The organism is Undibacterium sp. GW821-FHT07F11 (genome assembly GCF_059418665.1).
This window is the reverse complement of the sequence record NZ_JBWKQH010000013.1, coordinates 1-25,878: the sequence shown is the minus strand read 5'-3', so window position 1 is coordinate 25,878 and position 25,878 is coordinate 1. Positions and strand designations below refer to the sequence as shown.

The window sequence follows — 25,878 nt, the reverse complement described above, 5'->3', positions numbered from 1 at the left end:
CTCCCACCATGCGCATCATTATCGATCTACAAGCCTGTCAATCCACTGGTAGCCGCCACCGTGGCATAGGCCGTTATTCACTGGCGCTGGCCAAAGCCATGGTACGCAATGCAGGCCAGCATGAAATCTGGCTGTTACTGAGCAATTTGTTCCCTGACACCATACAGCCCCTGCGTGACACCTTTGCCGGCATGGTGCCGCAAGAGCGCATTGTCACCTGGGGCGCACCCGGCCCGGTGGCAGAACTGGTGCCACAAAACTATTGGCGCAGCCGTGCGGCAGAATTACTGAGAGAACAGGCACTGGCTACCCTGCGCCCTGATTTTGTCCATGTCACCAGCCTGTTTGAAGGGTCGGGCGATGATGCAGTGTCCAGCGTTGCCATATCGGGTGAACATTTGCCCACGGCGGTGACGCTGTATGACTTGATCCCCCTGATGTACGACAAACAGTATTTGAACGACCCTGCACAAAGAGCCTGGTATTACCGCAAACTCGCCAGTTTGAAACGCGCGGATTTATTGCTGGCCATCTCTGACTCATCGAGACAGGAGGGCATGGATTTGCTGCAGTTGTCGCCAGATCGCGTCGTCAATATTTCTTCTGCCGTGGATGAGCATTTCCAGTTGCGTAGCTGCAGCGATGAGACCATGCAGGCATTGCGTCAGCGCTATGGCGTCACCCGCGATATGGTGATGTACACCGGCGGTATTGATATACGCAAGAATATCGATGGCTTGATCCAGGCTTACGCTGGTTTGCCACTTGCAGTGCGTCAGCAACACCAACTGGCCATCGTTTGCAGCGTGCAAAAAGCAGACCGCGAACGTATAGCTGCACTGGTCACGCAACTGGAACTGGCAGAGGATGAAATCATACTGACCGGCTTTGTACCGGATGAAGATTTGCCATTGCTGTATCAGGATTGCAAATTATTCGTTTTCCCGTCATGGCATGAGGGCTTTGGCCTGCCTGCGCTGGAAGCCATGTGTTGTGGTGCTCCGGTGATTGCGGCCAACACCAGCAGTTTGCCTGAAGTGCTGGAATGTCCCGATGCCTTGTTTGACCCTCGAGATACACGGGCCATCACAGCAAAAATGCTGCAGGTACTGGAGCAGCCAGAATTTGCTGCCTATTTGCGCGAACACGGCTTGAAACAATGCAAGAAATTTTCCTGGGATGCGTCAGCCAAAAAAGCGCTGCATGCGATTGAAGTCAGCCATACCCACTTACAGCAAGTGGCTGCTGCCAAAGTCCATGTGTGCCTGCCATCTGTCAAACCAAGGCTGGCGTATATTTCACCTTTGCCACCTGTGGCTTCCGGCATTGCCAACTACAGCGCAGATTTGTTGCCTGAGCTGGCCGATTATTACGACATCACCCTGATTGCAGAACAAAGCCAGATAGATGCCCCGTGGCTGACAGCCAATTTCGCCATACATGATAGCCAGTGGTTTATTGAGCATGCTGCCAGCTTTGACCGTGTCGTCTATCATTTTGGCAATTCTGCCGTGCATGCTTATATGTATCCGCTGTTTGCCAGCTGCCCTGGCATCGTGGTTTTGCATGATTATTTCTTGAGTGACTCGCTCGCCAATCTTGAGATGAGTTCATCCAGGCCTGGTATATGGGCGCAGCATATGTATCTCTCACATGGCTATGCAGCTTTGTTGGAAAGACGCAATGCGCCTGATTACACGGCAGTGATGGGCAAATATCCTTGCAGTAGCGGCATACTTGAACGTGCCGAAGGTGTGATAGTACATTCGGCCTATGCGCAAGAACTGGCGCGCACCTGGATCAAAGGCTGGCCAGCCTGTCATTGGCAGCAAGTGCCCTTGTTGAGACGTATTCCTGCTGCATCTGACAGACACCTCGCACGCAACAAGCTGGGGCTGGACGAGCATGATTTTGTATTGTGCAGCTTTGGTATGCTGGGGCCGACCAAGCTCAATCATGCTTTGCTGGATACCTGGCTGGAATCGTCACTTGGCAAGAACGAACGTTGCCATCTGGTGTTTGTTGGCAAGAATGATCCGGGTGAATATGGCGCGCAGTTGCAAGAGCGTATCGCCAATTGCGAGCGTGTGCGCATCACCGGTTTTACAACTGCAGAAGAATTTGCCTTATACATGCAGGCTGCCGATGGTGCTGTTCAATTGCGCACGCTCTCACGTGGCGAAACCTCGGCTGCTGTCCTTGAATGCATGGCTTATGGTTTGCCTGTGATTTTGAACCGTAACGGCGCCATGGCAGAACTACCGGAAAATGCTGTGCAGGCAATGCCAGACAATTTTACCCAAGCTGAATTATTGCTAAGCATCAGCCAGCTACATGATGACACCGCGCTTCGCAAGGCTTTGGGGCAAAGGGCAAGGCAGTTTGTGCAAGAACATCATGCACCTGCACTGGCCGCACGTATGTATGCCGAAGCGATAGAAGAATTTGCACTGACAGAACCAGCCGCGCGCATGCACCGCAGCCTGGCCGCCATTGCTGACATCTCGCCCGTGTCGCCGCAACATCCACACTTGCAGGCAGAAGTAGCAAACGATGATTTACGCGAACTGGCGCGCCATCTGGCCAATTGCACGCCTCGCCCCGGCAAATGCATGGTGATGCTGGATGTCAGTGCGTGGTGCCAGTCGCAGGACATCATTCCCGCAGGTTTGAAAGCGGTATTGGAAAGTTTGGTGCTCAAGCGCCAGGATTTGCGCTTTGAGCCGGTTTGGTATGCAGGCCCCGATTATCGTTACGCCAGAGACTGGACTTTCAAGCAACTGGACTTGCCCGGCTTGCCGCCAGCAGACGATTTTGTCGCCATCCGCGCGGGAGATTTGTATCTGGATTTATCCGGATGTAAAGATTTGCAAATGCAGACCATGCAATTACAGCAACTTGGTGTCACTTGTAACGCCATTTCCACTCAAATGCAGGTAAATATGGTGGATTTGTCAGTGTCTAAGGCGCTGATGACGGAATTTTTACTGGTTTTACCGCCTGAAACAGACTAAATCCTGACAAGGACGCATGTTATGCTGTGGTCTGGTAAAGAAAACGGCACAAATTAAAGGAATTGAGGTTATTTTGAGTACTTTGAGACAAGATTTTATACAGTTTTCAGTCGAGGCTGGAGTGATACGCTTTGGCGAATTCGTCACCAAAGCCGGTCGCACCTCACCTTATTTTTTTAACGCCGGTTTGTTTAATGATGGTGCCAATCTCGGCAGAATCGCCGATTTCTATGCACGTACCTTGCTGGATTCTGGCCTGGAATTTGACATGCTGTTTGGTCCTGCCTATAAGGGCATTACCCTGGCATCAGCCACCGCAGTGGCACTGGCGCGCATGGGCAGGAACGTACCGTTTGCGTATAACCGCAAAGAAGCCAAGGATCATGGCGAAGGCGGCAGCATTGTCGGTGCCAAACTGGCAGGCAAGGTCGTCATCATTGATGACGTTATTTCTGCAGGCACATCGGTGCGTGAATCGGTGGACTTGATCCGTAACGCTGGCGCTACCCCAAGCGCAGTGCTGATCGCCCTGGACCGTATGGAACGTTCCGGCAAGGATGATGCCCTGTCTGCCCATTCTGCCGCGCAAGAAGTCGGTCAGGCGTATGACATGCCGGTCGTTTCTATCGCCAACCTGAATGATTTATTTGATTATCTGTCGGTTGCTGGCGGTGATGTGCAGTTGTCTCAATATAAAGAGGCAGTCGCCGCTTACCGCAAGCGTTATGGCGCGCTGGACTGATTGGTATTGATAATATAGAAATAATTCCAGATAGTTGACGTTTATCCGGTTTGAATGAGCTCTAAGTAGTAGCACTTACATGCGCTTGCATTAATTTTCCGCAGTGCGGCGAACACTCATTGTATACTGTGCAACTGTGGATAAATTGTGATCACTGTCACAGATGGATTCAAACTAGCGGTCCATTATCTGGTTAGCAAAAAGAATTTTGAACGAAGAATTTTGAATGTTCGCCATGGCGAAGAGGTTTTCTTGAATGAGTAAAAAAGCGTTAATCACTGGTATTACTGGTCAGGACGGAGCCTATCTGGCTCAATTGCTGTTGGAAAAAGGCTATACCGTTTATGGCACGTATCGCCGTACCAGTTCAGTCAATTTTTGGCGCATAGAAGAGTTGGGTATTGCTACTCATCCTGCCTTGCACCTGGTTGAATATGATCTCACCGATTTATCGGCCAGCATACGTCTGCTGCAAACTACAGGCGTTACCGAAGTCTATAACCTGGCAGCACAAAGTTTTGTTGGCGTGTCGTTTGAACAGCCACTGACTACGACAGAAATTACCGGTATCGGTGCCTTGAATCTGCTTGAAGCAATTCGTATCGTTAATACTGAAATCCGTTTCTATCAGGCTTCGACGTCCGAAATGTTTGGCAAGGTGCAAGCCGTGCCACAAATTGAATCAACACCGTTTTATCCTCGCAGCCCGTATGGCGTAGCCAAGTTGTATGCGCACTGGATGACCATCAATTACCGCGAATCGTATGGTATCTTTGGCTGTAGCGGTATCTTGTTCAATCATGAATCTCCGCTGCGTGGCCGCGAATTTGTGACGCGTAAAATTACTGATTCTGTCGCCAAGATCAAGCTCGGCAAACTCGACGTGCTGGAACTCGGCAATATGGACGCCAAGCGCGACTGGGGTTATGCCAAGGAATATGTAGAAGGCATGTGGCGCATGCTGCAAGCCGACAAGCCAGATACTTTTGTATTGGCGACCAACCGTACCGAAACTGTGCGTGATTTTGTCACCATGGCTTTCAAGGCAGCAGACATACAGTTGCAATGGTCAGGCGAAGGCGAACACGAAACAGCTACGTGCGCAAAAAGCGGCAAAGTGCTGGTGCGTGTCAATCCAAAATTCTATCGTCCTGCCGAAGTTGAATTGCTCATCGGCGACCCTGCCAAAGCCAAAAAAGTGCTGGGCTGGGAACCGAAAACCACGCTGGAAGAATTGTGCCAGATGATGGTAGAAGCGGATTTGCGCCGTAATCAGAACGGCGCGTCGTTCTGATGTCTGCGATGCCGCGCGCCCTGATAACAGGTATTAAGGGATTTACAGGTCGTTATCTGGCGCAAGAACTGAAAGAGGCTGGTTACCGGGTTTTTGGTACTACCCACGGAGCAGAAGCACCTGGGCAAGACAATTTTGCCGTCGATCTGGGTGACAAGCAGCGCCTGGCTGAACTGGTAGCAGAAATCCAGCCAGATGTGGTTGCCCATCTTGCCGCCATTTCATTTGTTGCCCATGGCGATGCTGCAGAAATTTATCGCGTCAATGTGGTCGGTACCCGTAATTTGCTGGAAGCACTGGCCAGCCTGGATAAAAAGCCAAAAGCCGTGCTGGTCGCCAGCAGCGCTAATATCTATGGCAATACCCGTACAGAAGTCATCGCAGAGAGTGAACCTGCTCAGCCTGCCAATGATTATGGCGTCAGCAAACTGGCGATGGAGCATGTGGCGCGTTTATGGATGGATAAATTGCCCATCATTGTGACCCGTCCCTTCAATTACACCGGTGTTGGCCAGACAGAAAATTTCCTGCTGCCTAAAATCATCAACCATTACCGCCGTCAGGCTAGTGATATAGAACTCGGCAATTTGGACGTCGCCAGGGATTTTTCTGATGTACGCACGGTTGCCAAGGCATATGCCCGCTTGCTGGAGCAGGCACCTGCAGGACAGACTTTCAATATCTGTTCCGGCACGGCCCATACTTTGCGCTCTGTATTGCAAATGGCCAGCGAACTTGCTGGTTACGAAATCAAGGTACATGTGAACCCTGCATTTGTGCGTGCCAATGAGGTACATAAACTCATGGGAAATGGTCAGCGTTTGCAGGCATGCATAGGTGAATTGCCTGCCATCGCCTTGCGCGATACGCTGGCCTGGATGCTGCAGCACAAGGACGCAGCATGAATGTCGTCCTGTCTATAGAAGCCATACACCCACCACTGGCTGGCATAGGCAGATACGCATGGGAACTTGCCACACGCCTGCCTTTGCAGACAGAGATAGAATCTGTACGTTATTTGTCAGATGGTTTCTGGCGCGATTTGCCACGCATAGATCAGCCAGCAAATACTGATGCAACAGTAACAGGGCCAGTAGTCACGGCACCAGCCAGAACCAGTTACAAAAGCCGCATACGCCGCCAGTTGGGGCAGCTACCCATGGTGGCGCGCTTGTATGGCAAGTTACTGCCCATCCTTGCTGGACGCCAATTGAACAGTGTGCCAGACGGGATTTTTCACGGCCCTAATTATTTCGTACCCAAAACCCGTTTGCCCAGTGTGGTGACGGTGCATGATTTATCGGTTTACCGGTATCCGCAATGGCATCCCAAGGCCAGGATAGACCGCATGCGCATTGCTATTCCTGAAGCAATCCAGCGGGCCAGCCTGGTGTTGACAGACTCCATGGCGACGCGAGACGAAGTGATGCAGGAATTCAGTCTGGGCCCTGATCAGGTGCGCGCCGTTTTGCTGGGTGTCGATGAAGTTTTCCACCCATATACTGCAGAAGAAACAGCGCCAGTCTTGCATGAATTTGGCTTGCAACCGGATGGTTATAGTTTTTTCGTCTCGACCATAGAACCCCGTAAGAACCTGCTGCATTTGCTGGCAGCTTACCGTGCCTTGCCAGATAGCCTGCGTCAGCGCTGGCCGTTGGTACTGGTGGGTGGCGAGGGCTGGCAAAGCGAAGCCATTCATGACGAGATAGAAAAAGGCCAGCGTGAAGGCTGGATCAAATACCTGGGTTTCGTTGACCAGCAATTGCTACCCATCCTGTATGCCGGTTGCCGCTTGTTTACCTATCCATCCTGGTATGAAGGTTTTGGTTTGCCTATCGCCGAAGCCATGGCCAGTGGTGTGCCTGTGCTGACTTCGAATTGTTCTTCCATGCCAGAAGTAGCCGCTGGTGCCGCCATGCTGGTAGACCCGGCGGATGTTAATTCCATACGCGATGGCTTGCGCCAGGCGCTGGAGGATGAAGAATGGCGCAGCATCGCCAAAACACGCGGTTTGCAGCGTGCTGCCGAGCTGACCTGGGATGCCTGTGTGCGTAACACCGTGGCTGCCTATCAGATGGTCAAGACGGTCAATACGGTTAGAGCCGGTTAAGGATAGCGCCCAGTGAAAGTCCTGCACTTCTACCGCACCTATTACCCCGACACCTTCGGTGGCGTTGAACAAGTCATACGCCAGATGGCGGTGGGTACAACACGTCTGGGTGTGGAAAATGAAGTACTGACCCTGACACGCGATGCGGACCGCCCGCTGATAGAATTTGAAGGACACAAGGTACATCGCGCCCATTTGAATTTTGAAATTGCTTCAACCGGTTTCTCCTGGTCGGCGTTGTCGCGTTTTGTTGAACTGGCCAAACAGGCGGATGTGATTCACTATCACTTTCCCTGGCCTTTCATGGATATCGCTCATTTCCTGGGGCGTATCAAAAAACCCAGTGTCGTCACTTACCACTCGGACATCGTCAGGCAAAAATATTTACTGAAACTGTATTCGCCGCTCAAACACCAGTTCTTGCGCGATGTAGACCGCATTGTGGCGACCTCGCCCAATTATCTGGCCACCAGCCCGACGCTGGAACTGTATAAAGACAAGACCGAGGTGATCACCTATGGTCTGGACAATAGTATTTACCCAGTCCCCTCAGCGGAGCTGCTGGCGAAATGGCGTACCAGGGTAGGTGAAAACTTTTTCCTGTTCGTCGGCATGTTGCGTTACTACAAGGGCCTGCATATCCTGCTGGAAGCGGCGGCGGGGACGGATATCCCTATCGTCATCGTTGGTGACGGGCCAGAAGAAATCGAACTCAAGCGCCAGGCAGAAAGCCTGCAACTGAAGAACGTGCATTTCCTTGGTGCCTTGCCTGAACCTGACAAGGTCGCCTTGCTAACGCTGTGTTATGCGCTGGCATTTCCTTCACACCTGCGTTCGGAAGCTTTTGGCATTTCATTGCTGGAAGGGGCGATGTATGGCAAGCCCATGATTTCGAGCGAAATCGGCACCGGTACGACTTATATCAATGTCGCCGGTCAGACTGGCATGGTAGTACCACCGAGTGATCCGGCAGCTTTCAGGCAGGCCATGGAATATTTGCTGGCACATCCGCAAGAGGCGGCACAAATGGGTATCAATGCGCGTCAGCGTTATCTGGATTTATTCACCGCCGATAAAATGGCGAGCAATTATGCCCGCCTTTACCAGCAAGTCATAGATGAGCATAAGCACAAATAAGGCACAAGTAAGTTTGCCTAGCTTACCGTCAATTTCCTGATTTCAAACTCCCCACGCAGCCAGTTGCTGCCGATGAACTCAGTGTGATCCACATTGATGACATCAAACACCAGCAGATTATCTGACCACTCATAGTTTTCATCGAGATGGGTTTTTGCCTTGGTCAGTGCAGTGGTGACAGAGTAAGAACCTGGTCCCAAAGGACATTCAAAGGGCAGGACAAATTCCAGCGTATCACCCTGGCGCAAATCATTTTGCACCTGTTGCGAATACCATGTATTGCTGCCCCAGATGACGCTGCCTTGCTTGTCACGTAACATCAGCCCCAGCACCAGTTCCGGGATGTCGGCACGCAATTGCACTTCAGCCACCAGTTTGACCTTTTGCCCTACGTGGGCCGCGGCCAGTACCTGATCACTGTCCTGGTCGCGCAAGGTGAGCTTGCTGACAGTCGCCATGCCTGTGCCTGAACGTGTTTGCAGCCAGCCTTGTTCATTGCGGTTCTGCTCAACGGAGAAATTTTCGTTTTCCTTGCGGGCAATCATCGCATTGTAATAATCGACCACTTCATCTGCCGCACCTTGCTTGAGTACGCAACCCTTATCGATCAGGATGACGTGATCACACAGGCTACGCACATCACCCATGCCATGCGTGACCAGAATGATGGAAGTGCCCTGTTCCTTGAACTGACGTATACGGTCGAAACTGCGGTGCTGGAAATAGCTGTCACCCACCGACAGGATTTCATCAACGATGAGTACATCCGGGCGCACTGCAGTGGCAACAGCAAAAGCCAGGCGTGCCTGCATGCCGCTGGAATACACGCGCAAGGGCTGATCAAAAAAGGCGCCAATTTCAGCAAAGCTTTCTATGCCTGGCATGAGCTGGTCCAGCTGCTCACCACTGAGACCCATCAGACCGCCCGCCATATAGGCATTTTGCCTACCAGAAAATTCAGGGTTAAAACCCAGTCCCAGTTCCAGCATCGCGCTGATGCGGCCGCTGACGGCGATACTGCCAGTTGTTGGCCGTACCGTACCGGTAATCATTTTCAGCAGCGTGCTTTTACCTGCGCCGTTCTGGCCTATGATGGCTACTGCCTGGCCCGCAGGCACATTGAAACTGATATCGCGGTTGGCCCAGTATTCATACGCAGGTTTTACTGGCAGGCCAGCCCAGTACATCAGGCGTGACAACAGGCCGCTGAATTTCGAATAGCATTTTCCAACGCCAGAGACACTCAATACAATTTGACTCATAATGCATCCACCAGATCTGCGCTGGCACGGCGGAAAATCCAGAATGAAAATATAAACATGCCGGATGAAATCAGCACAGGAACCAGCAAATCTGCCATGTTCGGCACAACACCGTATAACAGCGCATTCTGGTAGATCTTGACCAGTGGTGTCATCGGGTTCAGATTCAATACTGCGATAAAACGCTTGGGCATATTGTCCATCAGATAGACCACAGGCGTGAACCAGAACCACAGTTGCAGGACGATGCCCATGACCTGACCAACGTCGCGTGAAAATACATTCAGCAGCCCTAGTATGATGCCCAGGCCAAAGGCAAACAGGATGATCAGCAGCATGCCCAGCGGCAGTACCAGCCATGCTGCTGTCGGCATGTGGCCAAAGAATAAAAACACGACTGCTATCGCTGCCAGCAATAACAAGTGGTTGATGAGGGCGCTGCCACCAACGATCACAGGCAGGCAGAGTCTGGGGAAAGAGATTTTTTTCAGCGTGTTTGAATAGTCAATAAACACCGTGGTACAGCGTGTCATGATTTCTGCAAACAAACCCCAGGCTGCCATACCAGCCATCAGATAAATCGCATAGGCCGACTTGTTTTCGATATTTGGTATCTTGGTGACCAGCACTTCAGACAAGACGATAGCGAAGATGGTAGCTTGTGCCAGAGGATTTAAAATCATCCACAGGGCACCCAGTTTGCTGCGCGCAAAGCGCCCGGCAAACTCGGCCTTGATGGACGACAGGATAAAGTGGCGGTAGTGCCACAATGAGATAAGTACAGCTTTCAAAGCTTGGTTTTCCTTAGCAGGGATTAGCCTGCAACACGTCCATAGATATCATCGAATCTGACGATATCATCTTCACCCAGGTAAGTACCGGATTGCACTTCTATCAGTTCAAGATCGGTTACACCCGGGTTTTCCAGCCTGTGCTTGACGCCCAGCGGGATGTAGGTGGATTGATTGGCAACCAGGGTCATGACTTCTTCGCCACGTGTGACCAGCGCTGTGCCACTGACCACGATCCAGTGTTCGGCACGGTGATGATGCATTTGCATCGAAAGACGGCCACCCGGTTTGACGACGATGCGTTTGACCTGGAAATGTTCGCCACTATCGACAGAATCATAATGTCCCCATGGACGATAGACCTTGCGGTGGTTATCGGTCTGGGTATAGTTTTCATCTTTCAGGCGGGTTACAACACGTTTGATGTTCTGGGTATTGGCTTTATTGGTAACCAGTACCGCATCTGGTGTTTCGACCACGATGACATCTTCCAGACCCAGGCAGGCAACCAGGCGGCTGTCAGAAATTACCAGGCAATTGCGCGAGTCTTCCAGCAGCACATCGCCATGGGCAGTATTGCCGTTCTCATCCTTGTCTGACACTTGCCAGACCGCATCCCAGGCACCTACGTCAGACCAGCCTGCATTGAAAGGCACGACATAGCCGGGGATATGCAGATCCTGATCTTTGGCCAGTTTTTCCATGACGGCATAGTCAATGGAGTCAGAAGGGCAAGACAGGAAGGCTTCTTTATCAACGCGGACAAAGTCGCTATCGATGCTGGCTTTGTCTATTGCCAGTTTGCAGGCCTCATGCATGGCTGGATGAAAGTGCTGTATGGCTTTCAGCCAAGTGCTTGCACGCATCATGAAAATGCCGCTATTCCATAAATGGCGGCCACCATCCAGATATTGCTGGGCTACCTCCAATACCGGCTTTTCTACAAAGGCCTGCAGTTCGCGCACCGCCTGGCCTGGTAACACATCGCCAGTCTGGATGTAGCCATAACCGGTTTCAGGGCGGTCTGGTACGATACCAAAAGTCACCATGGCACCATCGATGGCTTGTTGCAGACCATCTTGTATGGCCTGGTGAAAACCCTGTTTATCATTGATGACATGGTCAGCCGGCATCACCAGCAGGACTGCATCAGTGTCTGATGCCACCGCTGCCAGGGCTGCCAGTGTTAATGCCGGGGCTGTATTGCGACCGCTTGGTTCGAGCAACAGGCTGCAGTTGTTGAAACCTGCGACGCGCAATTGCTCTGCCGTGATGAAGCGGTATTCTTCATTGCAGACCACGATCATTCTTTCGGCCACGCCCACGGCACCAGAAAAGTCCCTGACGCGTGTTGCAGTTGCCTGCAACATGGTCTCTTCGCCTATCAGGGCGAGCAATTGCTTGGGATGCTTTTCACGCGATAGCGGCCATAGCCGGGTTCCAGATCCCCCGGAGAGAATGACAGGCTGTAATAACATGGATAACTTTCGTAATCTTTATGCCTTTGGGTTTATGTCCTGAGGCAAATCATTATAAAATATTTAATATATTGCAATAAGTATGCAATCAGCGGCAATTTTCCTCCGGCTAGGCTGGTCAGATGTGAGCAATTGCTGAATAGGCTAAACTTGCAGGACCTGAAGGGTAAGCCAGAGCCAGGCAAAAAGTCTGAAGCTGAAATAATCTGGAAATTTGCAGACGCTGATAATTTCGTCGCAGTTTACATCATCATTTATACTTCTACCCCTTTTTCTAGCCTTTTAGCGGTCTAAACACGAATCATTTGCCGCCTATTATGAATAAAACATCCGGATTATATGGCGAATATGGCAACACAGAACAAATCTGAATGCGAAGCACAGCAACTGGCTGACAAGACCAGTTTGATATTGAAAAGCAGGAAGCATTCAACACCCGTCGGCATTGCTTCGAATGAGATGGGGGCAGAGCAGGATGATGCAAGGGAAATCATGTTGAATCAGCAAGATATTGCTCAACAAAATGCTGAAGTACCAGTACCGCCGCAAGGTTTGCGCCAGAAATTGCGTTCCATACCAGGTCTGGGTTATGCATTGGCCTGGGGCCAGGCATTGTTGCGCTTGCCGCGCACCCGCTTCCAGACCGAAGTTGCGTTGACAAATTTGCAAAGGCAGATTGATGGTTTGCAATTGCAGTTGCGCAGTCAGGAACAAAAAATCTTGAAAATGGAAGAGCAAAAACTCGCCATACGGCTGGAAAAATACGATGCACTTGATATTGGTAACAGGTTAATGGAGTTGGATCGCCTGCACATAGGTCGGCAGTTGCGTTCCATGAACCTGATGATGCGTGCTGGTTTGCAAAACGGTATTAAGCAGGTTGAGCAAGCTGCTGTAATTACTACGGAGCCAGCAAATCAGCTCGTTCCTGCCAACACTAACCAGCCCGTAGCCAAAGTTGCCAGCGATTTTGACCAGGATCAGTTTTATCTGGAATTCGAAGCCTTGTTCCGCGGTTCACGTGCTGATATCAAGGAGCGCTTGAAAGTCTATTTGCCGTATCTGGCGCATATCAGCGAACAGGCAAAAGACGAACGCAAGCTGGTCATCGACGTCGGTTGTGGCCGTGGTGAATGGCTGGAATTGCTCGATGAGCAAGGCATACCTGCGATGGGTGTGGATATGAATATCTCTATGGTCAATGCCTGTCTGGACCAAGGTTTTCTGTGCCGCCATGCTGATGCCATTGCCTATTTGCGCGAACAGCCTGCAGGCAGCATAGGTGCGGTGACGGGGTTCCAGATCATAGAGCATTTGCCGTTCGAGCAATTGATTGCGCTGTTTGATGCAGCCCGTCATGCATTGTGCCCTGGTGGCGTCATTATTTTTGAGACACCGAATCCGGAAAACCTCAAGGTGGGTGCCTGCAATTTTTATTTTGACCCTACCCATTTGCATCCTATCGTGCCACAGGTGGCTGAATTCATGGCGCGGCAGCGTGGCTTTAGCCATGCAGAAATTTTGCGTTTGCATCCTTACCCTGATGATCACTTGCTGCACGGTGGCACTGAGGTTGAAGCACTGCTCAATAAGGAATTATTCGGTGCTCAGGATTATGCAGTCATAGGTCGTAAATAAGATGCAGATACATCAATTCAGCCCTTCCTGTGGAAGAGGTGACGGCGTCAGCAATGGCATGTTCTTTACTCGCAAGCTCTTGCGCGAGATGGGTTTTACTTCCGCCATTTATTGTGACCTTGTGCAGGACGAAGTGCGTGATGAAGTGCAGCACTATAGTGAATTGCAGCTTGCTGAAGATGACATCCTGCTGGTGCATCACAGCCTGGGCTATGAGAATTGCGCCTGGCTCAAAGACATCAAAGCGTGCAAGGTGCTGGTGTACCACAACATCACTCCGCCACAATTTTTACCCGATAATGGCTTGCCTGAATTAAGCATGCTGGGCAGGCAGCAATTGGCATTGTGGGCGCAGGATTTTCAGGCTGCCATCGGTGATTCTGATTTGAACAGTGCTGAATTGCGTGCGGCTGGCCATACAGATGTGACGACGATTCCCTTACTGGTGGACGTGACGCGCTGGCAGCATCATAGCTATAACACGGAGCTGATGAACAGCTTGCGCGGTGCCCACAATATCCTGTTTGTTGGCCGTTTGTGCGAACATAAGCATCAGTTGCAATTGCTGGACATGCTCGATGAATTGCGCCATTTCTCGCGCCAGCCAGTACGCCTGATATTGGCAGGTGGTGTCACCAGCATGCCGTATGAACAGGAAGTGCGTACCCGCATCGCTGAATTGAAGCTGGAAGTACAGGTGCTGATGACAGGCAAAGTTTCTGATGAGAATTTGCTAGCCCTGTACCGCAATGCTGACGCCTATGTCAGCCTCAGCGAACATGAGGGTTTTGGCATGCCGCTTATTGAAGCCATGCTGCATGATGTGCCAGTGATTGCACGTGCTACTGAAGGCGTCACTTCCACCATGGGCGGCGCAGGCATCTTGCTGGATGCTGACGTGACCCCGGCCACTTGCGCCGCGCATGTGCATATGCTCTTGACTGAGCCGGCTTTGCGCCGTCGCATCATTGCCGGTCAGCGACAAAATATCCAACGCTTCTCGCGTCAAAAAATTCAGGCAGATTTGCAGCAATTCCTGCAAAAGCTGGGCGCACAAATTCCTCAACAGGCAGTGGCTACCAATGAACAGCAAAAGCCCCTGTGGCAAATCGAGGGCCCTTTCGATTCTACCTATAGCCTGGCCATCGTCAACCGTGAACTGGCGCGTGCCTTGGCATCCCAAAAGGACGAGGCTGTGCAACTGGGTTTGCGCAGCCGTGAAGGTTATGGTGACTTCGCAGCCTCGGCAGATTTCCTGGCCGCCAATCCTGATATCGCTGAATTGCAAACGGTATCTCAACAGGCAGTAAATATGCCTGACCTGGCCTTGCGCAATTGCTATCCGCCGACGCTGGATGATATGCAGGCGCGCGTCAGGATCGTGAATTCCTATGGTTGGGAAGAGACGGGTTTCCCGCAAGAGTTTGTCAATGAATTCAATCGCAAGCTGGATTTGATTTTGGTGGTGTCACGCTTTGTCGGCACAGTCTTGCGTGACAATGGTGTGCGTGTGCCGATTGCTGCTGTTGGCAATGGTGTTGATCATGTCATGCGTGTTGCTGCGCTGCCGGTACCGCAGGCTATTTTGGATAGCCTTAAGACTTATCGTTTCCTGCATGTCTCATCCTGTTTCCCGCGCAAGGGGCCTGATGCCTTGTTGTTAGCTTATGGCCAGGCTTACCGGGCCAGTGATGAGGTCAGCCTGGTCATCAAGACTTTTCCCAATCCGCATAATGATGTGGCTGAACAATTGGCGGCACTGCGGGCAGCTGATCCGGATTTCCCGCATGTGCTGATCATCATGGATGATTATAGCCAGGCGCAAATGCGTGGCTTGTATGAGGCATGTGATGTGCTGGTTGCCCCCAGCCGTGGCGAGGGCTATGGTTTGCCGGTAGCTGAAGCAATGTGGCTGAAACTGCCGGTGATTGCTACCGCATGGAGCGGGCAGATGGATTTCTGCGACGACAGCAGGGTCTGGCTATGTGACTATCAATACGCCAAATCAACTTCGCATTTCAGTTCCACGCATTCAGCCTGGGCTGACCCTGATGTCAATCATCTGGCGGCGCTGATGCGGGAAGTACATGCCAGCCCGGCAGATGTCATCGCCAGAAAAACTGCAGCAGCGCACGCGTTTATATCAACGCACTATGCATGGTCAGATGTCGCCAGCAGAACCCGCCAGGCGATTGCAGCGCTTGAGCAACAACCGCTGTTGCGCAAGGAACCGCGCATAGGCTGGATCAGTAGCTGGAATGCGCGTTGTGGTATCGCTTCGTATTCTTCTTTCCTGACTGCTGGCATGCCGCAGGACAGGGTGGTTTATCTGAGCAGCCATATCCCTGAAAGAACAGCGCGCGATGCTGAGAATGTCATTCGTAGTTGGGATGCCAGCATGGACGAGGATCTGGAGCATACCTGGCTGATGATCCAGGAACAGAAACTGGATGTGATTGTTGTCCAATACAATTTCGGTTTCTTTTCACTGGCAGCCATGGCGCGCCTGATCAGGCGTGTCAAGGAAGACGGCAAGGCGATCCACTTATTCTTTCATTCGACAGCCGACGTGCAAAGAGAAGATGGACTGATCAGCCTTTCTACAATCGCTGAGGAATTGAAGCTGGCTGACCGTATCTTCGTGCATGGCCTGGATGACATGAACCGTCTCAAGAACCTGGGTGTTGCGGATAATCTGGTGTTTTTTCCGCAGGGCTTGATGCCAACGCTGGAGCATGCAGCAGCCAGAGTGGATACTGCGCGTCTGGCAGGCAAGACTGTGATCGCCGCTTACGGATTCCTGTTGCCGCATAAAGGCGTACAGGCATTGATCAAGGCATTTATAAAATTGCGCGGGCAGGGCAGGAATTATCATTTGTTGCTGGTCAATTCACTCTATCCATCCGGCTTGTCCGACAATGAATATCATCAATGCCGCCATTTGATTTTTGAATCAGGCTTGGATGCGCATGTGACTTTCCTGTCGGATTATCTGACGGATGAAATCAGCCAGTCATGGCTGCAGCAGGCAGACCTGATTGTTTATCCGTATCAGCAAACGCAGGAATCTTCGAGCGCTGCAGTACGCATGGGGCTGGCTTCTGGCCGCCCAGTAGCAGTGACGCCTTTGTCGATTTTTGATGATGTCAAAGATGCTGTGCATGTTTTGCCTGGTACCGAACCTGCAGATATTGCTGAAGGCATCACTGCAATTTTACATGATGAGCTAAGGCTGAAAGAGAAAGCAATACAGGCGAAGGCCTGGACTGCCACCAGACAATGGCCAGCCTTGTCGCAACGCTTGTTGAATACGATTGATGGTATTGCGAATGCACTGGATATCGATATTGGTCGCATCTGAGCGCACAAAAACGGCGGATATATTCCGCCGTTTTTTATGGCCGGCCGCAAGCTGCCTGAGAACGTGTTTGCAGTAAAGCGATCAGCTTTGCAGTATGCTTTTGCCTGGCCCAGTCTTGCAGGTGGTGATCAGTATCAAAGAACCAGCTCTCCGGATACATGAAATCTTTTGGCTTCCCCAGATACGCTATGCCCAGTTGATTCATGCGGTCTGGTAGCCCTGCGTAAAAGGCCAGGTCTTCTGCATCTGTATCGTATTTGGCATGATGCAGCAAGACTGTGGGCATGGCGATCAGGCAGATGTTATTTTCCTTTGCCCATTTTGCATAATTTTCCATGAGCTTCCAGCCGCCAGTTTCTATGGCTGCTCTATGCGCGTAATCCCAGGCTTTGGTTGCTTTGACTGAGGCGATATCGCCAGCGCTGCGTTCTGCTGCGCTGGTGTGGGTCTGATCACCTCTTGTATCAAGATGATGAGCTCCATAAGTGCCGCTGGTGACCGGTCCGTCTGGCAAATGCCGCAAACCATGCAGCCAGCGATCTGCTCCCAAACCTGCGGCATATTGCAGTTGAGTAATGCGTGACAGGCTGCGCCAGTAATCGAGATCCCTGGCCATGACATAGTCGATAATCTGCGAATTGGCTTTGCCCTCATCAAGGTAAAGCGCATATTCCATGGGCATGAGTATGGTGTCGCCGGGGCGTGCGACTCGACGTGATACATCCAGTATATAAGGCAAGCCTAGCCCTGCATTGACAGCGAGATTAACGACAGGTTTGTGCCAGTAATCTTCCAGCATGCCTGAATCTATGCCAAACATGGCATTTGAACCTGCCACGATCAATACACGTGGTGTTTTGACTACTTGTGCTGCGTGGATTTTATGTTGATAAGCATCATAAACCCAGCGTGAGCTGGCTGTCGGCGAACCGAGCTGGTATTTGATGCCGACTATCCATAACAGGCTGAGAGCCAAAAAACTGCCGGTCAATGCGAGCAAGAATTTCTTCATATCCTTGCCCAACTAAAAATTAAAATACAAAAATTCTGTGGCTGGCCTGACTGCCATCCATTTCAGCGCAAACCACAGGCAGATGCCTGCAATGATACCGAATGTGATTTGCCTTTTTTCGCTGAGTGGTCTGATTGCGATATTCGGGCTGGGATCGTAATTCAGTAATTCTGTCGTGTTAGGCAAGAACCAGACGACAGCCATGCCTATGCCTATCCACAACCAGCCTGCATCTGGTGCTGTGCTCAACAAGCCTTCAAATATCTGGGCGATATTTTTCCAGGGCAGGGCGGGTAGATGTACGCCTGAGCCAGGTTGCAGCAAAGCGGTATACATATGTCCGGCACTTGTCATATCAGGCGCACGGAACAATACCCAGGCGAAGGCAACGAGGATGAAGGTCACAGCGATAGTAATTATTTTGGGTAGTTTTCCCCATAGTCTGCTTAGCGCTGAACTGCTTTCCAGTACATGGTGCCAGAAGTGATTGATGAGCAGCATAGTGCCATGCAAAGCACCCCATAAAAAAAAGTTCCAGCCAGCACCATGCCAGATGCCAGCTAGCAGCATCGTCAGCCATAGATTGCGGTAACGCATGAATTGGCCGTGGCGGTTTCCGCCCAGGGGTATGTACAGATAATCGCGCAAGAAACTGGACAGCGTCATGTGCCAGCGCCGCCAGAAGTCGATGATGGAAGTGGCTTTATAAGGCGAGAAAAAATTGACTGGCAGCTTGAAGCCAAACATCAGCGCCAGGCCTATTGCCATGTCTGAATACGCAGAAAAATCAAAATACAATTGCAAGCTATACGCCAGCATGGCCTGCCATGCTGCTTCGCTACCCGGTGTTGCTTGCCTGGCCAGCTCAAAAACCGGGCTGGCATAGCGCGCCATGCTGTCGGCCAGGATGGTTTTTTTGAACAAGCCAAGTGCGAGAAAACACACGCCGGTGATGAGTGCTTCTTTTTGTCTGAACAGGGGATTTTCATCTGCCCTGGTTTGCGCAATCAAAGGCTTGTGATGCACGATAGGCCCGGCGATCAGTTGCGGAAAAAAGGAAACAAAAAACAGATAGTCGAGCACATTGTGCCTGTGCACATCACCACGCCTGCAATCAACCAGATAGGCAATTTTCTGGAAGGTGACAAACGAGATTGCCAATGGCAGGATGATGGGGTCTATCGGTGGTGCTGCATGGAATGCCGCGAACAGATTGGCGAGCAAAAAATAGGTGTATTTGAAACCACCCAGTACCAGCAGGTTAAAGACGATGCCTGCCTTCATCCATCTTGTTGCGTGCAGATCCAGCGCTTGCTGCCTGGCCTTCAGGATGCGGCCACCGAGCCAGAAATTGATACTGATCGAACTCAGGAGCACTGCCAGATAACGCACATCCCAGACTGCATAAAATACCAGCGAAGCCAGCACCAGCCAGCCCAAAGCCGGTCTTAATCCCCATTGATGCTTGCATAGCCACCATACTGCCAGTGTGATGGGCAGGAAGAGGAACAGGAATCCAAAGGAATTAAATAGCATGGCGGGCAGCCTGGCACTGTATCAGGTGTGCGGCTGTGTTCACACGGTAGCGCCCAGCGCCAGTTTTTGCAGCTCGTCAGGTTTGCGGATGATGAGGCGATGCAAGTCTTTTTCGACTATGCCTTGCTGGGCCAGATGCAAGAGCGCGCGGGTAACGGTTTCGCGGCTGGTGTTGATCATCATGGCAATGTCCTGATGAGTGGGCAGGTTTTCTATGACCTCGAGATTGCCTGGCATGATTTTTTTGAACAGGGCAATGAAGGCGTAGATGCGACGCGAAGTATTGCCTATGCTGAGCAAGGCACGGAATTCAGAATCGCGTTGGATTTTTTCAGCCAGATGGCGCAGCATCATGTTTGCCATAGCTGGTGAGTGCGAAAACAAATGCAGTGCCGTGGCACTGGGTAAAAAGCCTACCAGCACATTGCTCAAAGCGACTACCGAGGCAGAACGCGGAGTGCCATTGATGATGGCTATTTCACCAAAAAAATCACCTTCCTTTAGCATGCGCAAACCAATAGCGCGGCCATCTTCGGTAACATCGACGACTTGCAATTGTCCTGAGAGCAAAAATAACAGGCTGTCACCGATGCCACCCTTTTGCAATACCACATCCCGTTTATTGAAGTGACGCACGCGCATGTCGCCCTTGACCTTGTTCATGTCCTCGTCGCTCAACCCCATTAACAGGGGGATATTGCGCAAGTTGACTGTGATCTGGTTGACTTTGACCTGTACTTTGGTCTGAATGGGAATATTTAATTGCAACTGCCCAGGCAAGGGCGTTTGCGACTCCCCGCCCGGTGCCTTGTTGTGAATAACAGCGACTTCGTTATTTGATACTGTCATTGATCAATCCAATGTTGAAGGGGCTTGTATTGCCAATTGGTGACCCTTCATTCGTTTTCAATATTTCCTGATTCATAGATGATGGCAAGTGATGATGCTGACATAAAATTAAAATTCAGAAATTTTGCCATTGCCAGCTCAATTGTACCGACTTGCTATTGTATTGAAGGATGGAGATATTTTCCTTGTTATTTATCGCACGGAATTCCAATTGCAGTGACTGTTTGTCTGTGAAATACCAATTTAATCCAGCTTTCACCATCTGGATATCTTGTCGCCTTGCTACATCAATCAGATTGGGTGAATAAATCTCTGCACTTTGCCATACTTGTTTGCTCCAGCCTAATTCAAGCTCGCTTTGCTGGAATAATTGGCGCCTCAGATTCAAATTGCCATAATAGCCAGTCCTGTGTCCGCCCTGTCTATCTGCATGAGCGCGGTCTGCCATTGCTGCCAGGCCAGCTTGTAACTGGTATTTCTGGGTTTCGTAGGACAGCAGGCCTCGTAATTCCAAGGTGTGTGCATCAAAATTACCCAGAGTCGGATACTGCACATTGGTCAATCCGGCTATTGCACTGAAACGCCAGGGACTATCCTGACCGACTGGTGGTGACATGCGCAATTGTACGATTTCCTGCTTTTGATACAGTTTACCACCCAGGCTCAGTGCGCTGATCAGGCCGGTGCCTCTGATACTGTAGTCTTGCCATTTCCACGGTTTTTCTACGCCGACGGCAAGCGCCAGTGTGTTATACGCGCTCAGGCTGTCATAACTGCGCAGACGTACCTGAGCAAAGCCCAGAGTACCGTTATTACTGATTTCCTGAGAGATGTTGCCAGATAAACTTGCAAACCGGTCTGCTTTGGGCTGATATTCAGGCAAAAGCTGCAAGGTTATTTGTTCGGTACCACTCCCGAATGTGAAAAAGGGATTGCTGGCACCTTGATTAACATTCGTGTCATACCCTGCCTCTACAGCTAAGGCAATGCGCCGTTCAGGTGCGGCAGGAATACAACTTTTGGGTTGCCATAATTCCAGTTTATATAACTGGTCTTCTGACAAAGGCAAGTTTTGCCGCATTTTAAACAATACTTTATCGGCCTCTTCTTTATTACCCAGTTTGCACTGTAGCATCGCCAGATCCAGCCACGCACCTGCGTGCAATGGCTTTTTCTCTATCAGGGCACTTAGCATGGCCTTGGCATCATCGTTGCGCTTTTCGCTGATGGCTTTCAATGCTTCCAGGTACAGGTTTTCACTTTCCGCTTCATTGTCAGCTTTTGCGACAGCACTGCCAAATACCAGCAACAGCATCAAGATTGGTAATTGACGCGCTATCTTATGGGACATTCTCATGCAGTAACCTCTACCGTGTATATGGTAGTCGGCTTTTCCTTGCCTTTCAGCAGACGCTCGCCCAGTGGCTGGAACTGATGTCTGATTGAGCCATCCACGGTACCCTTGCCGATAATGATGTCATGCGGGTAATGACGAGCTGCATCCTCCAGGCGTGATGCTGTATTTACACTGTCGCCGACGGCGGTGTAAATGCTACGGAAGGAACTGCCAAAATCTCCTGCAATCGCAATGCCGCTTTCTATTCCGATTCTTACTCTAATCTTTTTTCTCCCTTGTTGTTCGTATTGGGCACTCAATTTTCTGACATTTCTGACGATTTCTATTGCTGCATCCACAGCCAGATCGGCATGATTTTCTACAGGCAGCGGTGCTCCCCAAAAAGCTACCAGGCCATCGCCAGTGTATTTATCCAGTGTGCCACCTTTGCCCAGCACGGGACCAGTCAGGCATTCGAGAAATTCACGTGTCAGGCTGGCGGCTTCTTCCATGGGCAAGTTTTCTACCTGGCTGGTATAGCCCTCCATATCTGCAATCAGCGTAGTTACATGCAGTTGCCTTGGTGCCAGCGGGTCTTTCAAATCACTTCGTAATAATTCTTGTACAACTGCTTTGGCGACATATTGTTGCAGAGTCCCTAATAACCTTCTTGATTTGCGTTGCGCAGTTTGCCAGCCAAAAGGTACGGCAACCGCCAATAAAAAAAAGTTCGCTGCCAGGGGGCCGACTGGGGAAAACCACATATCATGGTCTACCACCAGATAAGCCAGTGCCACCCAGGCAACTGAAGCCAGACCCAGCATCAGGGTATTTGACAGAGCAGAAAAGCGAGGGAACATAAACATCGCCATTCCTGCAGTCAGCAGTGTAAACAATACGGCAATCAAACGCCCCGGCCATTTCACGTAGGTTCTTCCTTCATGTTCATCCAGCATCGTACTCAGCGCCTGAGCGTGTACCAGAAAACCGCTGGTCGAATACCATAATGGCGTTGGTACTCTGTCCGCCAATGCCAGGGAAGATGAGCCTATGATGATATATTTGCCGCGCAAAGCCTCCAGCGGCGTCGTATCCTGCAACACACTCAGGGCAGGCACGACTTCATATGAAGACAGTGTGCGGCTATACTCAACGCGCGAAAACCCATTTTCATCTACATCTGAAAAACGGCTCTTATGCGCAAACAGCTGATCTTTGCGCATCTTTGAGCAGCATTCCAGCAAGACACGTGATAATTCAGAGTAAACTTTCCCTTCGAAGCGAGTCTGAACTGGAATTCGCCGTAAAGTTCCATCTGAGTCAGGCACAAATCCGATATTGCTGATGTAGCGCGCATTGCTGAGACCAGAATGATTGGCAATATAGCCCGTGGCTTGCGCCATGCTGGCACGTTCTGCCTGGCTGAATGCCGTGACTGGTGTGCCACCTGTCAGTTGGCCGTTGCGCGCTGGGGTCTGCTTGTTTTTGTCAAAATCAAATGCCTGAGCCAATACTACCGGGCCATGTGCTGCCAGTGCTGCCAGTCTTTGGTCTCCTACTGTATCTTTATGTTCTTCAAAATATATATCCAGGGCGACGCCGCGTACATCAAACTCAGTAATAAGTTTCTCTATCAAATCAGCAATGCGCTCCCTGGGCCATGGCGCTGCCCCTAATACGGAAATGCTATGGTCATCAATATCTATCAGTGCCAGGCGTTCTTCCGGCTGGTTTTTTGCACGTAGCTGTACAAACTGGTCTCTTACCCACTCATCACCTGGCAGAGGACGGCGGCTTTCCGGCAAACACTCGTTCAGCGCGCACAAGCCGACCGCCATGATGGCTATCACCAGCCATAAATAGGTTTTGGCAGGAATACGCAAAAAAAACTCAGATACAGGCCTCATGATTGCGTAAGAAGGTCCGTTGAATTATTCACTGGGCAATGAGGTGATCTGGAAGTTCATATCAATCAAAATGATTTTGGCAGCATCATAAGCTGGATTAAATAAAGTGTGTTAAAACTTGTACATCTTTTTGCGTGACGGCAATAAATTGATGCATAGTCTTGGCGAGAATACTTGCTTATCCACCATTGCTTTGTGCATCCATGATAATGCTTCTGCTTTCAATGGCTTGGCAAAAAACTGTTATAGTAGCCTGAAATCGTAAATTGTGATCACCGTCACAATATTTTTTGTATTTCAGTGGATAATGCTAAAAATATGAGCAGGTGTAAATGAGCAAGTGTAAATCGGTATAAGCCGGAGCAATGTGTGCCCGGTGTGAAAGTCTTTGCCGGTTGCTCAGGCAAGCGAGGAAATAATATGAAGAGTAAAACAGAGAATGTGCTGAGCCAGCTGGTCCGGTGGATGCTGGCATTCATGCTGGCGATTCCTGCGATGGCATACGCAGAAGACGCGGTGAAAGTCACGGCAGTCTGGGGCAAGGTTGACATTAATGGAAAATCAGCAAGCGTTGATAGTGCCGTTGCAGAGGGAGCCAGTATTAAAACTGGGGCCGATGGTTACATTTATTTGAAAACCATGGATGATGGTTTGTTGATCGTGCGCCCGAATAGTGAAGTTCGCATTGTCAATTATCATATTGATAAACAGAATCCTGCCAATACACGTGTCAAGTTGGAGTTGATCTCTGGCGTTGCACGCAGTGTTTCTGGTAGCGCCGTGAAATTGGCGAGACAGAATTTCCGCTTTAATACACCTGTAGCTGCTATCGGTGTGCGTGGTACGGACTTCACAGTCTTTACCGACAAGGATACAACACGTGTAGTCGTTGTTGATGGTGGCATTGTTGTTAGTGGTTTTGGCGGTGCTTGCTCGCCACAAGGTGCAGGTCCGTGTGAAGGTGTTGCCGCTGCCGAGTTATTCGCCCGTCAACAAGGTGTTTTATTGCAGATCAACAAAGGTCAGAGCAAGCCGCAATTATTGCAATCAGCTCCTGGTTTAACGCCAGATGCCATTGCTCCTCCAAGGCCAGATGAACCGGGCAGTAAAAGTGCAGCTAATAATAGCGCTACTTTGATTGCCCCAGCTGCAACGGATCCTAATCTTGACCCCAACAAGGTCGGTGGTGTCAAACAGACCCTGGCTTCGAATACCAACAAAACGCCAAATAATAATGGTGCTGGCAATGGCAATGGTGCAGCATTGACTAACACCATTATCTGGGGGCGCTGGTTTGAGCTTTTCGGCCAAAAAGCTGACTTTGATATTACCAAGCAAGACCAGAATGGCGCTTCTGCACGTGGTACCAATGCTTACTTTGCTATTTTTCAGGCTAAAAATACAGAATGGCAAGTTCCAACCACTGGTTCTATGGGCTTTGCCTTGAAAGATAGTCAGGCTGTTGTCGTAGATAATATCAAGAGTCTGGAGTCGGCAGCCAAGCTGGAAAATGCCAAGTTGCAGCTGGATTTTGCCAAAGCGACATTCACTACTGGGTTTGATGTGATTTCTGGTAGTGAAAAATTTGCCTTGAAAGGTGAGGGAACTGTTACAAGCACGGGTATCTTATATGGTGCAAATCAATATGTGCCAGCTGCAAATATGTCCATACAAGGGGTTGTGACTAATGAAAAAGGCGGTACTGCAGCTTATATATTCCAGTCAAAATTGAATGAAGATGGCACTCGCATGGTGTATGGAGTGACAAATTGGGGTAAACAGTAATATTTAATACTGCTTGATCCTGTCGTTGAAATACAAAAGGGCTTCTGCGGAAGCCCTTTTGTATTTGTAGAAAGAAACCTCGAAAAAGTTCACAAATGATATTGCCTATATACAGGCTTGAACTACAGGCTTGAACTTAAAGCACACAGCGTGGGTCTGTGTCTTGGCCGGGTTGATTTGCTACATCAGATAATACTTAAGTCTGTAAATGATTTTGTTATTTGATGTAACGAAATATTCATTTTGGTTTACTTCAGGTCAGGCCTTATAATTGTAGGTTGGCAAAGTCATATCTAGGCTTTTCATTTGAAAGCTGTTTCTGCAGAGCAAATGAAAAATTTCGGAATAACAAGCCAAATGTTGTTAGGTATTGCTTTTTTTTGAAAATGTGATTTCAGTCACATCTTCGATTGGGTGCTTCTGCGATTATCTGCTTGCCGTAACGCGAGTAAGTGCCTAAAAAGCAAGCTTCGCACTTTTTAAATTAATTAAATTAGGAGTTCTTAAATGGCTAATACAGCTGCTGATATCCAAAAGCTTTACATCGCATACTTCAACCGTCCAGCAGACCCAAATGGTCTGGCGTACTGGATGGCCCAAAGCTTCACGCTGAACCAAATTGCCGA

Annotated in this window: 17 protein-coding genes; 9 read left to right on the top strand and 8 right to left on the bottom strand. The window is 50.2% G+C overall.

The window, feature by feature from the left end:
- The first annotated feature begins 8 nt into the window (after positions 1-8).
- From AC07OI_RS27100 to AC07OI_RS27075, 6 genes are all read left to right on the top strand, one after another.
- Positions 9-3,014, top strand: a complete 3,006-nt coding sequence (locus AC07OI_RS27100) for a glycosyltransferase (RefSeq protein WP_495259340.1) — start codon at positions 9-11, stop codon at positions 3,012-3,014.
- Positions 3,015-3,087: 73 nt separating this feature from the next.
- On the top strand, positions 3,088-3,756 hold the full coding sequence (pyrE, locus tag AC07OI_RS27095) for an orotate phosphoribosyltransferase (protein ID WP_492709317.1): 669 nt from the start codon (positions 3,088-3,090) through the stop codon (positions 3,754-3,756).
- A 256-nt stretch (positions 3,757-4,012) separates the two neighbouring features.
- Complete coding sequence (gene gmd / locus AC07OI_RS27090; RefSeq protein WP_495259339.1) at positions 4,013-5,050, top strand: GDP-mannose 4,6-dehydratase; 1,038 nt, start codon at positions 4,013-4,015, stop codon at positions 5,048-5,050.
- A gap of 8 nt (positions 5,051-5,058) precedes the next feature.
- Positions 5,059-5,955, top strand: coding sequence for a GDP-mannose 4,6-dehydratase (locus AC07OI_RS27085; protein ID WP_492709348.1), 897 nt, complete (start codon positions 5,059-5,061; stop codon positions 5,953-5,955).
- Entirely contained in the window at positions 5,952-7,160 is a 1,209-nt protein-coding gene (locus AC07OI_RS27080) for a glycosyltransferase family 4 protein (protein WP_495259338.1), read from the top strand. Before AC07OI_RS27085 ends, AC07OI_RS27080 begins: the two co-directional genes overlap by 4 nt.
- A gap of 12 nt (positions 7,161-7,172) precedes the next feature.
- Positions 7,173-8,297 (top strand): glycosyltransferase family 4 protein, encoded by a 1,125-nt coding sequence (locus AC07OI_RS27075; protein ID WP_492709322.1) that lies wholly within the window; start codon positions 7,173-7,175, stop codon positions 8,295-8,297.
- A gap of 17 nt (positions 8,298-8,314) precedes the next feature.
- Here the strand turns inward: AC07OI_RS27075 and AC07OI_RS27070 are convergent, their stop codons facing one another.
- The 3 genes from AC07OI_RS27070 to AC07OI_RS27060 are packed head-to-tail and all read right to left on the bottom strand — an operon-like array spanning position 8,315 to position 11,828.
- On the bottom strand, positions 8,315-9,559 hold the full coding sequence (locus AC07OI_RS27070) for an ABC transporter ATP-binding protein (protein ID WP_495259337.1): 1,245 nt from the start codon (positions 9,557-9,559) through the stop codon (positions 8,315-8,317).
- The gene (locus tag AC07OI_RS27065; RefSeq protein WP_495259336.1) at positions 9,556-10,350 is read right to left on the bottom strand and encodes an ABC transporter permease; all 795 of its coding nucleotides are present in this window, start codon (positions 10,348-10,350) and stop codon (positions 9,556-9,558) included. The genes AC07OI_RS27070 and AC07OI_RS27065 overlap by 4 nt, the downstream gene beginning before the upstream one ends.
- A 23-nt stretch (positions 10,351-10,373) precedes the next feature.
- Complete coding sequence (locus tag AC07OI_RS27060) at positions 10,374-11,828, bottom strand: mannose-1-phosphate guanylyltransferase/mannose-6-phosphate isomerase (protein ID WP_495259335.1); 1,455 nt, start codon at positions 11,826-11,828, stop codon at positions 10,374-10,376.
- Between the two features lie 348 nt (positions 11,829-12,176).
- On the opposite strand from AC07OI_RS27060, the gene AC07OI_RS27055 reads away from it, so the two are divergent.
- Both AC07OI_RS27055 and AC07OI_RS27050 read left to right on the top strand, forming a co-directional pair.
- Complete coding sequence (locus tag AC07OI_RS27055; RefSeq protein ID WP_495259334.1) at positions 12,177-13,466, top strand: class I SAM-dependent methyltransferase; 1,290 nt, start codon at positions 12,177-12,179, stop codon at positions 13,464-13,466.
- Positions 13,467-13,524: 58 nt separating this feature from the next.
- Positions 13,525-16,827, top strand: coding sequence for a glycosyltransferase family 4 protein (locus AC07OI_RS27050; RefSeq protein ID WP_495259333.1), 3,303 nt, complete (start codon positions 13,525-13,527; stop codon positions 16,825-16,827).
- A 34-nt stretch (positions 16,828-16,861) separates the two neighbouring features.
- On the opposite strand, the gene AC07OI_RS27045 is transcribed toward AC07OI_RS27050, so the two are convergent.
- The 5 genes from AC07OI_RS27045 to AC07OI_RS27025 form a co-directional block, all read right to left on the bottom strand.
- Positions 16,862-17,839 carry a hypothetical protein gene (locus AC07OI_RS27045; protein WP_495259332.1) on the bottom strand — a complete coding sequence of 326 codons (978 nt, stop codon included), beginning with the start codon at positions 17,837-17,839 and terminating at the stop codon, positions 16,862-16,864.
- 12 nt (positions 17,840-17,851) lie between these two features.
- Positions 17,852-19,375 (bottom strand): MBOAT family O-acyltransferase, encoded by a 1,524-nt coding sequence (locus AC07OI_RS27040; RefSeq protein ID WP_495259331.1) that lies wholly within the window; start codon positions 19,373-19,375, stop codon positions 17,852-17,854.
- A 39-nt stretch (positions 19,376-19,414) separates the two neighbouring features.
- Positions 19,415-20,224 (bottom strand): Crp/Fnr family transcriptional regulator, encoded by an 810-nt coding sequence (locus tag AC07OI_RS27035; RefSeq protein ID WP_492709338.1) that lies wholly within the window; start codon positions 20,222-20,224, stop codon positions 19,415-19,417.
- A 115-nt stretch (positions 20,225-20,339) separates the two neighbouring features.
- Positions 20,340-21,581, bottom strand: coding sequence for a tetratricopeptide repeat protein (locus AC07OI_RS27030; protein ID WP_492709340.1), 1,242 nt, complete (start codon positions 21,579-21,581; stop codon positions 20,340-20,342).
- Positions 21,578-23,443: a CHASE2 domain-containing protein gene (locus AC07OI_RS27025; RefSeq protein ID WP_495259330.1), complete on the bottom strand. Its 1,866-nt coding sequence runs from the start codon at positions 23,441-23,443 to the stop codon at positions 21,578-21,580. The genes AC07OI_RS27030 and AC07OI_RS27025 overlap by 4 nt, the downstream gene beginning before the upstream one ends.
- Before the next feature lie 444 nt (positions 23,444-23,887).
- Here AC07OI_RS27025 and AC07OI_RS27020 point away from each other — a divergent pair, with 444 nt between their 5' ends.
- Positions 23,888-25,252: a FecR family protein gene (locus AC07OI_RS27020; protein WP_495259329.1), complete on the top strand. Its 1,365-nt coding sequence runs from the start codon at positions 23,888-23,890 to the stop codon at positions 25,250-25,252.
- Positions 25,253-25,878 lie beyond the last annotated feature (626 nt).

Coding starts and splice junctions, on each gene's coding strand:
- AC07OI_RS27100 (WP_495259340.1), top strand. CDS start 9: ATGCGCATCATTATCGATCTACAAGCCTGTCAATCCACTGGTAGCCGC.
- gmd (WP_495259339.1), top strand. CDS start 4,013: ATGAGTAAAAAAGCGTTAATCACTGGTATTACTGGTCAGGACGGAGCC.
- AC07OI_RS27085 (WP_492709348.1), top strand. CDS start 5,059: ATGCCGCGCGCCCTGATAACAGGTATTAAGGGATTTACAGGTCGTTAT.
- AC07OI_RS27080 (WP_495259338.1), top strand. CDS start 5,952: ATGAATGTCGTCCTGTCTATAGAAGCCATACACCCACCACTGGCTGGC.
- AC07OI_RS27070 (WP_495259337.1), bottom strand. CDS start 9,559: ATGAGTCAAATTGTATTGAGTGTCTCTGGCGTTGGAAAATGCTATTCG.
- AC07OI_RS27060 (WP_495259335.1), bottom strand. CDS start 11,828: ATGTTATTACAGCCTGTCATTCTCTCCGGGGGATCTGGAACCCGGCTA.
- AC07OI_RS27055 (WP_495259334.1), top strand. CDS start 12,177: ATGGCAACACAGAACAAATCTGAATGCGAAGCACAGCAACTGGCTGAC.
- AC07OI_RS27050 (WP_495259333.1), top strand. CDS start 13,525: ATGTTCTTTACTCGCAAGCTCTTGCGCGAGATGGGTTTTACTTCCGCC.
- AC07OI_RS27045 (WP_495259332.1), bottom strand. CDS start 17,839: ATGAAGAAATTCTTGCTCGCATTGACCGGCAGTTTTTTGGCTCTCAGC.
- AC07OI_RS27040 (WP_495259331.1), bottom strand. CDS start 19,375: ATGCTATTTAATTCCTTTGGATTCCTGTTCCTCTTCCTGCCCATCACA.
- AC07OI_RS27035 (WP_492709338.1), bottom strand. CDS start 20,224: ATGACAGTATCAAATAACGAAGTCGCTGTTATTCACAACAAGGCACCG.
- AC07OI_RS27030 (WP_492709340.1), bottom strand. CDS start 21,581: ATGAGAATGTCCCATAAGATAGCGCGTCAATTACCAATCTTGATGCTG.
- AC07OI_RS27020 (WP_495259329.1), top strand. CDS start 23,888: ATGAAGAGTAAAACAGAGAATGTGCTGAGCCAGCTGGTCCGGTGGATG.